Here is a 14105-nt window from a genome sequence, read left to right as displayed (position 1 = left end):
GCCGGATCAGGAGTGGAGGCGGGCGAGCCACTCCCCCAGCAGCATCCTGACCTCCAGAGGCTGGTCCAGGTGGACATTGTGTCCGGCCCTGTCCAGGGCCACATAGCGGGCGTCCGGGAATTGCCGTGCCAGCACTTCCTGGTCGTGGAATCCGACGACGTGGTCCTGGCGGCCGGCCACGATCAGAACTGGACGGGTGTAGCCTCTCAACCGCTCTTCCGGCATCGGGTCCAGGAGATACCGTGCGGCGAGCCGGTCCATGGCCTGCGTATCGGCTGCTTTCAGACCTGGCAGAGCGGCGGAACGGAAGCGCTCCCAGTTCTCCGGCGACTGGACCACGGCCATCTCCTGGTACTTCAGCGCCTCTCCGGGTCTGAGGGAGTTCAGCAGCGCTTCATCACGGTGCAGGACGGTACGCTTCGGAAGTGTCCGGTGCTCCTGAACCGGGTCCACGACTGGCGCCAGCAAAGCCATTCCGAGCACCTGGCTCGGGCGTCTGGCCGTGAGTTCTCGGGCCAGAAGACCTCCCAGCGAATTCCCGACGACGGCGAAGGGCGCCTCCCCCACGGTCTCTGCCACGAGGTCGTCCAGCCAGTCTGCGAGCTGCGGCAGTCCGCCGTCGTCGTCCAGTGCCGGGGTCTGCCCGAAACCGGCCAGATCGAGATGGATGCGCTCCCAGGGCCCATCGGCGAAGGCGTCGTCAAGGTCCAGCAGGAGCCTGTGGTCCACGCCGTTGCCGTGGATGAACAGCACGGGAGTGCCGCTCCCTCTACGGATGAGGTGAGGGCGTGGTCGCGCTGCGGCGAGCGCGAGATGCAGCAAGGGGTAGGGCCGGCCGGCGTCGTCCGTTTCACTGCGTCCGCGCACCCTGAATCCCTGACTCTTGTAGAAGGCCGTGGCCTCGGGGTTCTGCTCGTTGACGTCGACGGCCCGGGCGCCGTCGTGACGGATGGCGTGGCCCAGCAGCGCTGTCCCGATCCCCTGCCCCTGGGCCGAGGCTTCGACGAAGAGCATCTCCAGCCGGTCCTCGGCAGTGCCCGCGAACCCGAGCAGATGCCCCTCGCGCTCCGCGACCGTCAGACGCACCTGTGGGAAGTAGGCCGCCGCGAGCTGCTGCTCGATCTCGTCCCGGTCGGCGGCCGCCAGGAAGTGGTGGGTGGCATCGACGGCGGAGCGCCAGATCTCCACGAGCCGGGGGTGTTCTTCCGGGCCCAGACAGTCGCGGATGATCAGCGTGGACATGGATGGAGCTCCTCCTGGCGTGCTCAGGCGACCTGGCACCGCAGGGGCGCCGTTCAACCAGACTAGTGGAGGTCGCCGTCCTTCCGCGGCGCGGTGACGATGAGAGTGGCGACGGCGATGAGTGCTATTCCCGCCAGTTGCAGCAGATCAGGGATGTGGCCGTACACGGCGATGTCCGCGAAGATCGCGACCGCGGGATTCACGAAGGACAGACCTGCGAGCGCCATGGTGGACAGCACCCTGGCCGAGCTGTAGAGCGCGGAGTAGAGCAGCCCCGTGTGGATGACCCCCATGGCGGCGATCCACAGCCATCCCTGGCTGTTCCAGTGGAGTTGCGTGGCAAACGGAAGAAGCAGTACCGCGCCCGTGACGCATTGGATGAGCGTCATGACATACGGACGGATGCCCTCCGTGTGTTTGGCCGCCAGGGTGGCGAGTGCGTACAGCAATCCGGCAAGCAGAGCGGAGACGACTCCCACGAGCTCCGTCCCTGACAGCTGCTCGATCCCGGCGGTCCCGATGAAACGCGTCGCCAGGAGAAGCCCTCCGAAAGCCACCCCCAGCCAGGCGATGTCCCGTCCCCGGGGCCGTTCCCGGCTGATGATCGCCCCCAAAGCCACCAGCAGGAACGGCTCCATGTGATACGACACCGTCGCCACGGTGATGGTGGTCGTGGCAAAGGACTCGAAAAGCAGGACCCAGTTCGCCACGAGCGCCACCCCGCCGCCGATCGTGAGGAGCACCGCTTTCAGCGACCAGACACTCTTCCGGAATGCCCCAGTGGCCAGAGCCAGGATGAGCAGGGCGCCTGCCGCGAAGACGCAACGCCAGGCGACCGTGGTGATCGGGTCCGTTCCCGCCTGAATGCTGAAGACTCCGATCGTGCCCCAGCCCGCCATCGCGAGCGCGAGCCACAGTTTGGCCCGCACTTGGGTGGAGCGTCGAGACGGGGTGTCCAGCCGCGGGTGGCGAGTTTCGGCGAGATCGCAGGAGGAAGTCATGCTTCGATCTTCGACCCAAAGATCTTTAAGCACCAGTAATAGTTAATGCTGAAATCGCCGTAGAATTAGTAAATGATCGATGTGCTCTCGCTCCGCGCCCTCATCGCAGTGGCCGACACCGGCTCCGTCACCGCCGCGGCGACACTGCTCAACTACACGCCGTCGAACATCACTCAGCACATTCGCCGGCTGGAACGAACAGTCCAATGCCCCCTGCTGGAACGGGTAGGCCGCGGGGTGGTGCCGACCGAGTATGCACGGTCCCTGGTCGAACGTGGCCGTCCCATCGTCCTCGCACTTGATGATCTGGCGGCGGCGCACGACGGCGAGCCCGCGGGCCAGGTGCGAATCGGAGTGTTTCCGACGGCTCTTCGAGGGCTTGTGATCCCGGCCGTCGCGGCGCTCGCCTCGGCGCATCCCTCCCTGGCAGTCCAGCCGCTCGAACTCGAACCCGATGAGGCATTGCTCTTCGTCCGGACGGGGCTCACGGAAGCCGCGGTGGTCAAGTCGTGGGGTCGGCTGGCCGAAGAGGTTCCAGACGATGAACTGCAACGCATCTCGCTCGGAGTGGACCGCATCGACGCCATTCTCCCGAGCTCGCATCCTCTGGCCGACCGGCCAGGGCTCTCCATGGAGCAGCTGCGTCATGAGCCTTGGGCTGTCACTCCTGACGACGGGCCGTACCGTCAATGGATCGAAGCACAAGGCGGCCTGGGCAGCCCGTCCGGCCCCGCGTACCAGGCGGCGGAATTTCAGTCGATCATGCAGTACATCTCCCTCGGCCTGGCCGTCGGCGCCGTCCCCCGCCTCGGCCGAGGTCCACTTCCACCCGGGGTCGTAGCGGTACCGCTCACAGGAGATTCCTCGTTCCGTGAGGTATCTCTTCTTCTCAGGACTGCGGCCTCGAACGGACCCAATCTGCGGGCCGTCGTCCAGGAAATCCAATGTCAGGCATCGATGTATCTGGAAACGCCATGAGAATGGTGTCAGCGGATCGACTCAGGCGAAGCGCCACAGCGAACAAAGGAATGGGACATGACTCAGAAGATCGCCCTGGTGACGGGGGCCTCCTCCGGGATCGGCGAGGCCAGTGCGCGACAGCTCCGGAAGGCTGGATTCGTCGTCTATGCCGCTGCCCGGCGGGTGGATCGAATGGCCGCACTCCGGACGTCCGGCGTTCACACCATCGCCCTTGATGTGACCGACGCCGGATCCGCCACGGAGGCCGTGTCTTCGATCGTCGACGCTGAGGGACGGATCGATGTCCTGCTCAACAACGCCGGATACGGATCGTACGGCGCTGTCGAGGAAGTTCCCCTCGAGGAGGCGCAGGCGCAGCTGGACGTCAACGTGCTGGGCCTGGCGCGCATGGCGCAGCTGGTCCTTCCCCACATGCGGGCACAGGGTGGTGGCCGGATCCTGAACGTCAGCTCGATGGGTGGCCGCTTCGCCACCCCGATGGGTGCCTGGTACCACGCGAGCAAGTTCGCCGTGGAAGGGCTGAGCGATGCGATGCGGCTGGAACTCGCTCCGTTCGGCATCGACGTCGTGCTCATCGAGCCCGGCTCCATCCGCACCGAATGGGGCGTCATCGCGGCATCGAACCTCCTGGAGATCTCGGGTGACGGGCCGTATGCCCGGCAGGCGGCAGCCATGGCCGCGACCTTGGGCGGCAGCTCGCAGCCGACCGCACGTATGGCCTCGGCGCCCGACGTCGTCGCCCGCGCCGTGGTGAAGGCGGCCACTGCTAAGCGTCCCCGGACGCGCTACCTGCCGGGCTTCGGCGCACTGCCCCTGACATTCCTCCGAAGGGTTCTCCCAGACCGGGCATTCGACGCCCTGATCGCACGGGCGACCGGAGTGTGAGAGCACGTATCGAACTGATCAAGACCTCTGAGCAGCCTCAAGGTCATCAAGGACCATCAACTTCTCCGGCTCCGGGAGTGGAATGAAACCCGCCTTGGAATAGAGCTCGTGCGCGTCCAGGGTAGACAGCATGAAACGCTTCAAACCCAGGGGTCTCACAACATCGACGATCGTCTGAGACAGTTGCCTCCCAAGGCCACGGCCTCGTGCCTCTCGCGCGATGTAGACATCGCAGAGCCACCCGAAGGTGACGCCGTCCGTCACGACGCGAGCCTAACCGAGCTGCGCACCGTCGGGAGCATAGAGCCCGAAATTAAGCGAGGCATCCACGGATCGACGGATGGTCTCGAACGACCGACCAATAGCCCAGAACGCGTCAGTGGACAGCCACCGGTGCACTCGTTCCAGGTCCAGCCTCGAACGATCCGTATCGATAACGAAGCCATCGACCAACTCAACGCGTAGCTCCATCACAACGATTCTCCTTGCTGGGATTTGGGACCGGACAGATCGGCGACAAGCTGAGTGTTCGCCCGAGACCACGCATCAACCATCGCCGGGCCACCGTGACCGCCTTTTTCGTCAATGATCAGCGTTGATCCGGGCCATGCGCGATGGACCTCCCACGCCGTCACCGCGGGCCCCGAGATGTCGTTTCTGCCGTGGATGAGTGTCCCCGGAATACCCGCCAAGCGATTCATGCGTGCCAGGAGACCGGTCTCACTGAAGCCGGCATGTGCCCAGTAGTGAGTGGTCAGCCGTGCGAAGGCGAGTCGATAGGCGTCATCATGCCATCGGGGATCACGGAAAACGCCCCCACTCGCGATTGAAACGTGAGCGTCCTCCCAAAGAGCCCATTCCCGGGAAGCCGTGTCGCGAAGGACCTCGTCCGGTGAATTCAGGAGCCGGGCGTATACGTCCACGAGACGGGTTTCTCCTCTCCGATACCCCGGGTCCGCTTCCTCAGCAAAGCTCGCGAACCGGTGCCATGCTTCGGGGAAGACTGCGCCGACGCCTTCGGTGATCCAGTGGACTTCCCGACGGCTGGTCGTGGTGACTGCGAACAAGACAAGCCCGGCGATGCGCCCAGGATGCGTCTGACCGTAGGCAAGAGCCAGGGTCGATCCCCAGGAAACTCCATTCACGATCCACCGGTCGACACCGCGAGCCGCGCGCAGCGCCTCGATGTCCTCGATCAGCTGGGTGGTGGTGTTTACGCTCAGATCGGTTGACGGGTCTGAGGCGTGCGGCAGAGACCGTCCACAGCCGCGCTGTTCAAAGCCGATGAGCCTGGTGCGGTTCAGATCGAAACGGTGGCGATAACCGCTCGTCCCCAGCCCTCCGCCTGGACCTCCATGCAGATAGAGTGCCGGCACGCCGTCAGCGACGCCCCACTCCTCCCAATAGACCCGTTGCCCGTCGGTGGTGTCGAGAAGCCCTGACTCGCGTGGCATTTCATTCATGGGACGGACTCCCTTCCTGGCGGTGAAGTTCATTTTGGCACAGCGGAACCCCCGGCAGAAACCGTCGACTGGACCTGTTTTCTGGCGTACCATCCCAGCATGAGTGAACAGGAGGTTGTCAATGACTGTTATCAGAAGCGATACGGCGCTTGGGACTCTGCCCGGACATCGCTCCTGAGATGGCTCAATCAGCAATGCGACCGGGTACTTGAGGACGGCGACCGCATGCGGCTCAGCGTGCACGAAGGACGTATCAGAGGCCCGGACCGTACGCTGGTCAAGCTACAGCAGAAATTAGAAGACAACCCTGGGATCCAGATTCGCGCCTGGCAGGACATCGAGACCGAGCTAGGCGACCTGGTGGGCATGAAAGTGCTGTGCAAGTCGACTCGCGACCGGCCCTCGCTACGCGCCGGCAGACGACGCGAACAAGCGCCGCGGTCTGATCCCTGCCTACGCGGTACGTGATCTCGCCGGAGCCACCGGCCTCATTAGCGTCGACGAGTACCTGGTTCAAGGGGACCGCGTCGAAGTCCAGGTCGTCGACAATGACGAAGGGGTCTTCTACATTCCGGTGAAGCTCCCTGGCCGCTCGTAGCAGAACGAGGAGAGGCACTCCTGAGCTGCTTCAGCCTCCGGCGCTCTCGTCTCCGACATCAAACACTGCCATGCCGATACGACTGGGGCGGCGGCGCAGCATATACAGTGACGGCATGGATCGATTGCTTCTGATCAGACATGCCGAAGCAGCAAAGGACGATAGCCCGAACCCGGCGCTCAGCCCTATCGGCAGGAAGCAGGCAGAGCGTCTAGCTGAATTTCTCATGGGTTTTGAAGCGGATGTGCTCCTCCACGGGCCGCGTCTGAGAACCCATGAGACCGCCCGGATCATCGCACGACAGTTGTCCCTCTCCTCGGCGCCGTCCGAGCTCCTGGAGGACCGGACCCCCTATCCTTCGAACGATCGCGTCAGGGACTATACGCCGTGGCAACGAGACTATCTCCGTACTGTGCCGGAGGATGAACGCGATGTGAATGGTGAGGTGATCACCGAGTCCTGGAACCGGTTGAACGACTCTATGCAGGCCGGAACGGTGATCGCCGTGACACACGCTTTTGTAGTGAGTTCCTTCGTCAGTCATGTGCTCGGAGCTGCACCAAACGCATGGATGAGGCTCCACATCGCCAACGCGAGCATCACTGAATTACATGTGCGGCCGTCTGGAGAATGGGCTATTGACGGCGTGAACAGCACGATCCACCTGAAGAGCAGCCTTATGCCAGCCGCAACTGAGTGATCAGGGCGGTCTGTCCAGCCACATGGTCAAGGTATTGAACACAACGGAGAACCGTTACCTCTCAGAATTTCAGACGCACGGCCCGGCGGTTCCCTGGTGGAACGGGCAAGTCCCACACCAGAGCGACAGCTCGAAGGCCGGCTGACCTGCCACGAAAAGATATCTGGCAGAGAAGGGAGCAGCCGGATCAGCGTGACCGAAGCGAAGCGGAGCCATGTCTTCCGGCATCCCCAGCCGACGCGGAGGCAGGGCGGCGAGCAGCACAGGTTGTGCTTAGGCTGTTGTTTCTAGGCACAGCAACGGATTTGTTCGGCTCGGTCCTCGCTGACAAGCTCTAACGTCGGCGAATTTTGGCCGGGACAGCGGAAGCCCCGCCACCATGGGGTGACGGGGCATCCGAACCGTGAGCGGCATTCAGGCTTTCTCGACCGGCAGCCACAGCTCGCAGGAGGCATGGCTCTCTGTGAACTCCAGATAGCGCACGATCGACGGTCCTGGGCGCAATCGCCACGGGTTCGACGGAAACCAGTCGGTCGCCGTCGCGGCCCAGACCTTCTGGAGCGCTTCAGGAAACGCACCACGCGAGCCGAACACCGCCCAGACGCCGGCCTCAAGCCGGATGGTGTCGAGGTCTTCAGGAAGCACGGTTCCGGACTCCACGGCGACGCCGTGCAGGTAGGTGAGCATGGACCCTTCCGGCGCATCCGGATCCAGGTCCGCCGTCACGGCGAGGATCCCGCCAGGATCGGTGTTGCTGAGTTGTTTGAGTCGCAGGTGCTCTTCGGGCGCAATGGCGGCGATATGCGCCTGAATGTGCGGGTTGACGCCTTCGTGAATGAGCGGAACCTGCGCGGCATGGCCCGTGAGAATGAACTCCGGCCGCTCCGTGATGGTGACATCCATGGGTGTACCTCCTTCTACGCTCAGACGGAATCGGAGCGTGGATTGTGTGCTGAGAGGACCACCCTGACGGCGCACTTCGGCCGGGCTCACACCATGCACCGCACGGAAGGCCCTGCCGAACGCTTCAGCGGAACCGTATCCATAGCGCACTGCGACATCCAGGAGATTGGGCTCGCCTGCAGCAAGTGCGGCACCGGCAAGCGTCATCCTCCTATTCCGGATGTACTCAGACAGTGGCATCTGTGCCAGCGACGAGAACATCCTCCGCAGGTGATACTCCGTCGTGCCGTGTCTCTGCGCGAAAGCGGCGACGTCGATCGACTCCCCGAGATTCTGCTCGATGTGGTCGACGAGGGCGTTGAGTGTTCCGATCATGTGGTCCTCCTGTCACCATCGATTCTCTGTCTCGGAAAGGGAGCGAAACCCGATAGTTCCAGCCACATCCGATCAGTCGGACTGAGACTTGCCGGAGCCGCTGGCGAGGCGGCGCATGAGCGGACCCCGCCCCGGCACCGTGCCCGTCCTGTTCACTGCGTGGCAACGGCCAGAACTTCGACGCGATTTCCGAAACCATCACGCGCGTGGAAACGGGCGTACCCCTTGAAGGTGTCTCGTTCGGCCCAGGACAGCTCGTACCCGCCACGTTCGATCCGGCCCGCTATCGACTCCAATTCTTCGATGGAGGCACAGAGCAGACCCGGATGTGCCTTCGCAGCAGGAACGAACGGCTCATCAATCCCCAGGTGAATCTCAGCGACGACGGCGTCTCCATCAAAGGCTCGGAACCAGCACCCGCCCCGTCCGCTGAGCGCGGGCGGCTTCTCGACCTCGTGCAGACCCAATGCATCTGCATAGAATCTGCGAGCCTCGGCTTCCCCGCCGCTCGGCATGGAGATCTGTACGTGGTGAAGTCTCATGACGTCCTCCGGGTTGCTGCGAGATCGCATCAAATCCAATAACCGGCCAGACCATCATCTCAGCCTGTGCTGACTCCTGGGTGAGGTTCTGGGGCATCGGAGTGACGTTCCGAGGCCTACCCCACCAGAAGAACGTCCGCTTCACGTCCTACGCATCGATCATGGGCACCGCATCGAAAACAGGACGTGGATCCGAGCTCAACCGTCCATAAGTGTCCACATCGATTCGCTGTCCATCCACCAGGAATTTCGCTCGTTCGGTGCCTTCCTTCACAAAGCCCGCAGCCCGCGCGACTCCACCCGACGCTGGATTGTTCACACGATGGCCGAGTTCCAAGCGGTCAAGTCCACGCACATTCAGCGCCCAGTCCGCGACAGTCGCAGCAGACCGTCTCACCAAACCCCGGCCACGCGTCCCCGCACTCATCCAGTACCAAAACCACCCATTGCGGTTCGCTTCATCAACACTGACGCACACCAGGCCAACGAGTCGGCCCGCCAAAGAGATCACCCATGGCTCGTGCCCGGAGTCAGGATCCGTCAGACGATCGAGGTACGTCTCGGCATCGGCGAGTGAGGCCACTCTCCCTTGCCGGTTCATGTCCTGATCCGATGCGAACGCGTCCAGAACATCTGGAGCGTCCTCCGCCCGGATTCTTCGCAGGCGAAGGTCCGGATCGCCGCCGCCAAGGCCGGGACTCGCATCCTCCACTCGGTGCCCGGTTCTGTCAGCCACGACTTCGCTGAGCCGAGCCCCGAAGCCGGCACAAAGCACATGCGCATCTTCCAAAGGAAGCCACCAACAGGTCCAGCTCTTCGGACCGCTGCCGTCCGACGGATCAGGTTCGCCAGCCGACCACCGCACGGGACTCTCACGGTCGACGGGCTCAAGATGGAAGAAATATCGGATATGCCGTTCCGATTTCGCCGGCCGCACGTCATAGCTTTCCGAACCCAGATATCGAATCACGCGCACCCGTAGCCCGGTCTCCTCAAAGACCTCCCGCACGACGGCGGCCTCTGCCGTTTCTCCGGGCTCCACGGTCCCCGCCGGGACCTGAACGCCGCCGACCTCCAGAGGAATATGGTCGTGAGCGAACACCAGAAGCTGACCTGAACGAACGACATACCCTACGACTTTGTGCGCCTGTCGATTCAGGTACCTATCCGTCATCCATTTCTCCGTCCGCTCAGCGAGATGGTCCCGGCGATCGTTCCGGGCGGGATCATCCTACTCAGATCCGTCCCCATCGCATGGTCAATGGGGCAGATGAGGCGAGCAAGGCAGAACCGGCCGGCGGCAGTATCTACTCCGTCTCATTCCGACGGCGGAGCACTCACCACGAAAAGAACAGATGTGGTCGAGATGTACTGTGAGGAAATGGGAAGAAGCGAGCGAATCGCAGACCAGTTGGACAGGCACTGGCACAAGAACTTGCGGCCACGGCTGCACGGTCTCTCCGATGAAGAATACTTTTGGGAACCCGTACGCGATTGCTGGAGCATCCGCCCACCCGGCACGTCAGGGGTATCGATGCCGGCGCATTCTGGGAATTGGACGATGGATTCTGTGTCCCCGGCCCCGGTGCCTGCCCCAGTGACCACGATCGCCTGGCGGCTGGCCCATATCATCGTCTCCTGCCTGGGGTATCGGGTCGGATGGCACTTTGGTGGCCAGGATATTGACTCCGAAACGTTCGCCTACGCAGGGAGCGCTGACGAGGCGTTGGAATAGCTCGATGAGATGTATGGGAGATGGAACGCCGGGGTCCTCCGGCTCTCGGATACCGACCTGGAGAGTCCACCCGCAGCGGGTCCCGAACGTTTTCCCATGGAAGGCATAATCCTGCACGTCAATAGGGAGCTGATCCATCATGGTGCCGAGATTTCCCTGCTGCGTGACCTGTATCGCTGGCAGGAGGGCACCGCACCGCGCCGGATCTGAACTTTCGGTGACCGGCTGTCACGAGAGACCTGAAGTCCAACTCGTCTGCCAAGGGCTCCCTCAGGGCTCACCAGGATGAACCGGGCACCCGCTCAGCGGACTGGGCAGCCTTTCGCCGGTCGACCTAGACGTTGAAGTGGAACCCCATCATGTTGAACCGCGGCGAGGCCTCAGCGCGTACGGCGTAGTCGTTCGAAGCGGGCTTCCAGCGCTGTCGCGTCCTCGGGGTTCGATAGAACACCCGCATCGATGACCAAACGCATCGCGTCGATGTCGTCGTAGAACGCCCGGAAGGCCGTCGGCACATCGATCGCGTGGTCCGGGCGGGAGAGCACCGTGATCGGCTCACCGGCCCTGACGAACCCCGGACGCTCAACCGACAGGTAGGCGCCCGACAGGCCGTGATCGACAAACCGCTTGAGCCAGCCGGTCTCGCCCATGTGCATGCGGAACGTTCCGCACGGGATTCGAGGCCCCTCGACCCGAAGCACCACCGTCTCCCCCACCTGCCAGCGCTCACCGATGAGTGCGTAATCAGTATCGAGTCCGGCCGTGGTGAGGTTCTCCCCGAACATGCCGTCGTTCAGATCACGCCCGAGTTCCTTGCCCCACCAGTCCAGTTCCTCTCTGGAGACCGCGTACACGGCTTGGTTGTCGCCACCGTGGTGCTGCCTGTCACCGATGAAGTCACCCACGACGCCGCTGCCAAGTCCACCGCGCTTCGGGCCAGGCGGCCGCAGTTCGATCTGGTCGACCGGCCGCTTGTAGATGCCGGTGGGAGTGTCTTTGGCGGTGTTCGGCCGAGCCGCGCCGATGTTCACCGAGACAACATGCGCCATGCCGACTCCTCCCGTCGGGGAACTAGACGTTAAACCGGAACTCCACCACGCGCCCACACGTAGGACCATCTGGTGCACCGACCGCTCGCTGTCGGCACGACTCGAACGTCTCCACCGGCTACCTGCGCCAATACCGCCAGTCAGGCCTTACCGGCAGTCGCGGCGATGAAGGGGCCTCCCGTGCGGGTGGCCTACGTGACACCCGAGAGGTCTCCTGCAGCTCATCCGCAGCAAGTAGGTGCGTACGTGAGCGAAATCGGCCCCTTGTACGCATCGATTCGCGCCCCTCTAGCCTCGTCCGCTGAACCCTTGGTTTGCGGACGCCACATTGCGCCAGACCTCCGGGTCCCGTCAAAAACGCTCGTTATTCGACGGCTGGCTTCCCTCGATCTAGTTCAACCAATCATCGATCGTTGCCGAGTACCGATCACGTGCTTCAGCATTCGTTGACAGTATGCGCCATCCAAGATCGCGTTCGAGGTTGAGGAGGTGCGCTTCAACAACACCCTGCAATATCTGCGGCTTACGCGCCGAGGTGTACTTTAAGCAAATATCGAAGACCGCTGACAGCGTCTGCCGGAAGAGTCGAGTGGTGTCTCGTGCCACGTCAAGGATGCCTTGTGGAGACGCACCAGCATGGAAATACCCCGAGCTAAAGTCAATTGTCCCCAAAAGTCCAAAAGCGTCCGCTCCATGGACAGCATGGTGTGCGTCCTGGACCCGACCCGCATGTTCATCGACACGCGCGAGTTGTTGGAGATGTTGCCAACCAGGCTTGGTTACGCCCAACCGTCGAGACGTGACGCGAGCGGCCCAACCGTATAGCCCGGCGTATTCAGGTCCGAACCTCCTGACTAGCCGACGCTTCATCACCTCAGGAGTTGGAAGATCACCCGACCACTCGGTCGGGCCAGTCCTGGCACGCTCCATGGCCAAGATAATCCAGCGGTGCTCCCTATATCGGGTGGCCGTGAAGCGATCACCTTGCGCGATGACGCGCGCGACCACGAGAATCTCTGACAACGTGCGCCACCGAGACTTCGCGCCCAACGCGTAGCCATGGTCGAGCAATATGGCGATCTCGCGTACAGTCGAGATCGCCCGCGTGGAAAGCCCGGCGAACAAATATCGAGAATGCTCTGGAACCGCAGTGCCCCAACTCGATCCCGCAAGATGCGTTGCTGCATGGCTGACCATCGCGGCTTCGAACAACGGAAGATGTCCGACGTCATGCTGAATCAACGCCGGAACTTCGCCAAATTCTTGCCGCGACTTCTCACCGAGGTCATGAAGTCGCCCTTCAATGTCGAACAGTTCGTTGTCGATGAGATCGAGGAGGCCATAAAGATCGCGCCATCGGCGACCGATATGTGTCGAAAACTTCGAGAGAGCCTCTAGAGTTTCAGCAGCTGCGTCGGAAGGTTCCTCATCCTCGTGGTCTGACATTCTGGCTCGCTTCGACTACCAGTACCGAATCGAACTTTCAGACGTTAAACCGGAACTCCACCACGTCGCCGTCGGACATCACGTATTCCTTGCCTTCGATCCGGACCTTGCCGCGGGACTTGGCCTCGGCCATGGTCCCGGCTTCCATCAGATCGTTGAAGGAGACCACTTCGGCCTTGATGAAGCCACGCTGGAAGTCGGTGTGGATGACACCGGCGGCCTGCGGGGCGGTGTCACCCTGGCGGATCGTCCAGGCGCGGGCTTCCTTCGGGCCAGCCGTCAGATAGGTCTGCAGGCCAAGCGTGTGGAACCCGACGCGGGCCAGCTGGTCCAGACCGGATTCTTCTTGGCCGTTCATCTCCAGCATCTCGCGGGCTTCCTCCTCGGACAGCTCCACCAGATCGGCCTCAAGCTTCGCATCCAGGAAAATGCAGTCGGCGGGGGCGACCATCTCGCGCAGCTCGGCCTGCTTCTCCTCGCTGCCCAGGATGGCCTCGTCGGCGTTGAAGACGTAGATGAAGGGCTTGGCGGTCAGCAGGCTCAGCTCGCGCAGCTTCTCGAGGTCCAGCTTGTCCGAAGTGATCGATGAGAAGATCGTGTCACCGCGCTCCAGAACGGCCTGCGCGGCCTTGATGGCGTCGAGTTCGGCCTGCTCACGCTTGCGGGCGCGGATGTCCTTCTCCAGGCGCGGGATGGCCTTTTCGATGGTCTGCAGATCGGCCAGGATCAGCTCGGTGTTGATGGTCTCCATATCGGAGCGCGGGTTCACCTTGCCGTCCACGTGAATCACATCCGGATCATCGAATACGCGGATGACCTGGGCGATCGCCTCGGCTTCGCGGATGTTGGCCAGGAACTGGTTGCCCAGGCCTTCACCCTCGGAGGCACCCTTCACGATGCCCGCGATGTCCACGAACGAGACGGTGGCCGGCAGGATGCGCTGGCTGCCGAAGACCTCGGCCAGCTGGTTCAGACGCGGGTCAGGAAGATTCACGACGCCGACGTTCGGCTCGATCGTGGCGAACGGGTAGTTCGCCGCGAGAACCTGGTTCCGGGTCAGTGCGTTGAAGAGCGTTGACTTGCCGACGTTGGGCAGTCCGACGATGCCGATAGTAAGAGCCACGGTCACTCATCATACCGGGAACGCCCACCGGCCCCCTGCCCGCAAATTATTGTCAGTCCCCC

The 14105-nt window shown here is 62.9% G+C and carries 15 protein-coding genes; 5 read left to right on the top strand and 10 right to left on the bottom strand.

What is annotated here, in order from left to right; all coding sequences use genetic code 11:
• Positions 1-6 precede the first annotated feature (6 nt).
• Both ACIPXZ_RS01530 and ACIPXZ_RS01525 read right to left on the bottom strand, forming a co-directional pair.
• Entirely contained in the window at positions 7-1242 is a 1236-nt protein-coding gene (locus tag ACIPXZ_RS01530; protein WP_400590362.1) for an acetyltransferase, read from the bottom strand.
• 62 nt (positions 1243-1304) lie between these two features.
• Positions 1305-2243: a DMT family transporter gene (locus tag ACIPXZ_RS01525; protein ID WP_400590361.1), complete on the bottom strand. Its 939-nt coding sequence runs from the start codon at positions 2241-2243 to the stop codon at positions 1305-1307.
• Between the two features lie 72 nt (positions 2244-2315).
• Between ACIPXZ_RS01525 and ACIPXZ_RS01520 the strand changes: the two genes are divergently transcribed.
• Positions 2316-3221, top strand: a complete 906-nt coding sequence (locus tag ACIPXZ_RS01520; protein ID WP_400590360.1) for a LysR family transcriptional regulator — start codon at positions 2316-2318, stop codon at positions 3219-3221.
• A 57-nt stretch (positions 3222-3278) separates the two neighbouring features.
• Positions 3279-4109 carry an oxidoreductase gene (locus ACIPXZ_RS01515; RefSeq protein WP_400590359.1) on the top strand — a complete coding sequence of 277 codons (831 nt, stop codon included), beginning with the start codon at positions 3279-3281 and terminating at the stop codon, positions 4107-4109.
• Positions 4110-4127: 18 nt separating this feature from the next.
• Here the strand turns inward: ACIPXZ_RS01515 and ACIPXZ_RS01510 are convergent, their stop codons facing one another.
• Together ACIPXZ_RS01510 and ACIPXZ_RS01505 are read right to left on the bottom strand one after the other, a co-directional pair.
• Positions 4128-4373 carry a GNAT family N-acetyltransferase gene (locus ACIPXZ_RS01510; RefSeq protein ID WP_400590358.1) on the bottom strand — a complete coding sequence of 82 codons (246 nt, stop codon included), beginning with the start codon at positions 4371-4373 and terminating at the stop codon, positions 4128-4130.
• A gap of 206 nt (positions 4374-4579) precedes the next feature.
• A complete protein-coding gene (locus ACIPXZ_RS01505) occupies positions 4580-5572 on the bottom strand; it encodes an alpha/beta fold hydrolase (protein WP_400590357.1) in 993 nt (330 codons plus the stop codon).
• Positions 5573-5671: 99 nt separating this feature from the next.
• Between ACIPXZ_RS01505 and ACIPXZ_RS01500 the strand changes: the two genes are divergently transcribed.
• A complete protein-coding gene (locus ACIPXZ_RS01500; RefSeq protein WP_400590356.1) occupies positions 5672-6040 on the top strand; it encodes a hypothetical protein in 369 nt (122 codons plus the stop codon).
• Between the two features lie 245 nt (positions 6041-6285).
• Positions 6286-6870: a histidine phosphatase family protein gene (locus ACIPXZ_RS01495; RefSeq protein ID WP_400590355.1), complete on the top strand. Its 585-nt coding sequence runs from the start codon at positions 6286-6288 to the stop codon at positions 6868-6870.
• A gap of 414 nt (positions 6871-7284) precedes the next feature.
• Here the strand turns inward: ACIPXZ_RS01495 and ACIPXZ_RS01490 are convergent, their stop codons facing one another.
• The 3 genes from ACIPXZ_RS01490 to ACIPXZ_RS01480 form a co-directional block, all read right to left on the bottom strand.
• Positions 7285-8148: a GyrI-like domain-containing protein gene (locus tag ACIPXZ_RS01490; protein ID WP_400590354.1), complete on the bottom strand. Its 864-nt coding sequence runs from the start codon at positions 8146-8148 to the stop codon at positions 7285-7287.
• 152 nt (positions 8149-8300) lie between these two features.
• On the bottom strand, positions 8301-8690 hold the full coding sequence (locus ACIPXZ_RS01485) for a VOC family protein (protein ID WP_400590353.1): 390 nt from the start codon (positions 8688-8690) through the stop codon (positions 8301-8303).
• A gap of 148 nt (positions 8691-8838) precedes the next feature.
• Positions 8839-9864 (bottom strand): GNAT family N-acetyltransferase, encoded by a 1026-nt coding sequence (locus ACIPXZ_RS01480; protein WP_400590352.1) that lies wholly within the window; start codon positions 9862-9864, stop codon positions 8839-8841.
• A 24-nt stretch (positions 9865-9888) separates the two neighbouring features.
• Between ACIPXZ_RS01480 and ACIPXZ_RS01475 the strand changes: the two genes are divergently transcribed.
• A complete protein-coding gene (locus tag ACIPXZ_RS01475; protein ID WP_400590601.1) occupies positions 9889-10425 on the top strand; it encodes a DinB family protein in 537 nt (178 codons plus the stop codon).
• A 380-nt stretch (positions 10426-10805) separates the two neighbouring features.
• Here ACIPXZ_RS01475 and ACIPXZ_RS01470 read toward each other — a convergent pair whose 3' ends face one another.
• The 3 genes from ACIPXZ_RS01470 to ychF all read right to left on the bottom strand — a co-directional run bounded on the left by ACIPXZ_RS01470 (position 10806) and on the right by ychF (position 14043).
• On the bottom strand, positions 10806-11474 hold the full coding sequence (locus ACIPXZ_RS01470) for an MOSC domain-containing protein (RefSeq protein WP_400590351.1): 669 nt from the start codon (positions 11472-11474) through the stop codon (positions 10806-10808).
• A 390-nt stretch (positions 11475-11864) separates the two neighbouring features.
• A complete protein-coding gene (locus ACIPXZ_RS01465; RefSeq protein ID WP_400590350.1) occupies positions 11865-12920 on the bottom strand; it encodes a DUF5677 domain-containing protein in 1056 nt (351 codons plus the stop codon).
• Between the two features lie 37 nt (positions 12921-12957).
• A complete protein-coding gene (gene ychF, locus ACIPXZ_RS01460; RefSeq protein WP_400590349.1) occupies positions 12958-14043 on the bottom strand; it encodes a redox-regulated ATPase YchF in 1086 nt (361 codons plus the stop codon).
• Positions 14044-14105 lie beyond the last annotated feature (62 nt).

The sequence above is a fragment of the Arthrobacter sp. NPDC090010 genome, assembly GCF_044748305.1.
Lineage (GTDB): Bacteria > Actinomycetota > Actinomycetes > Actinomycetales > Micrococcaceae > Arthrobacter_E.
This window is presented reverse-complemented; position numbering and strand designations above follow the sequence as displayed.

Bases quoted from the DNA above. Each gene is read 5' to 3' on its own strand.
- ACIPXZ_RS01480 (WP_400590352.1), bottom strand. From the start codon at position 9,864: ATGACGGATAGGTACCTGAATCGACAGGCGCACAAAGTCGTAGGGTAT.
- ACIPXZ_RS01470 (WP_400590351.1), bottom strand. From the start codon at position 11,474: ATGGCGCATGTTGTCTCGGTGAACATCGGCGCGGCTCGGCCGAACACC.
- ACIPXZ_RS01495 (WP_400590355.1), top strand. From the start codon at position 6,286: ATGGATCGATTGCTTCTGATCAGACATGCCGAAGCAGCAAAGGACGAT.
- ACIPXZ_RS01515 (WP_400590359.1), top strand. From the start codon at position 3,279: ATGACTCAGAAGATCGCCCTGGTGACGGGGGCCTCCTCCGGGATCGGC.
- ACIPXZ_RS01485 (WP_400590353.1), bottom strand. From the start codon at position 8,690: ATGAGACTTCACCACGTACAGATCTCCATGCCGAGCGGCGGGGAAGCC.
- ACIPXZ_RS01520 (WP_400590360.1), top strand. From the start codon at position 2,316: ATGATCGATGTGCTCTCGCTCCGCGCCCTCATCGCAGTGGCCGACACC.
- ACIPXZ_RS01490 (WP_400590354.1), bottom strand. From the start codon at position 8,148: ATGATCGGAACACTCAACGCCCTCGTCGACCACATCGAGCAGAATCTC.
- ACIPXZ_RS01475 (WP_400590601.1), top strand. From the start codon at position 9,889: ATGGTCCCGGCGATCGTTCCGGGCGGGATCATCCTACTCAGATCCGTC.
- ACIPXZ_RS01525 (WP_400590361.1), bottom strand. From the start codon at position 2,243: ATGACTTCCTCCTGCGATCTCGCCGAAACTCGCCACCCGCGGCTGGAC.
- ACIPXZ_RS01505 (WP_400590357.1), bottom strand. From the start codon at position 5,572: ATGAATGAAATGCCACGCGAGTCAGGGCTTCTCGACACCACCGACGGG.
- ACIPXZ_RS01465 (WP_400590350.1), bottom strand. From the start codon at position 12,920: ATGTCAGACCACGAGGATGAGGAACCTTCCGACGCAGCTGCTGAAACT.
- ACIPXZ_RS01530 (WP_400590362.1), bottom strand. From the start codon at position 1,242: ATGTCCACGCTGATCATCCGCGACTGTCTGGGCCCGGAAGAACACCCC.
- ACIPXZ_RS01500 (WP_400590356.1), top strand. From the start codon at position 5,672: ATGAGTGAACAGGAGGTTGTCAATGACTGTTATCAGAAGCGATACGGC.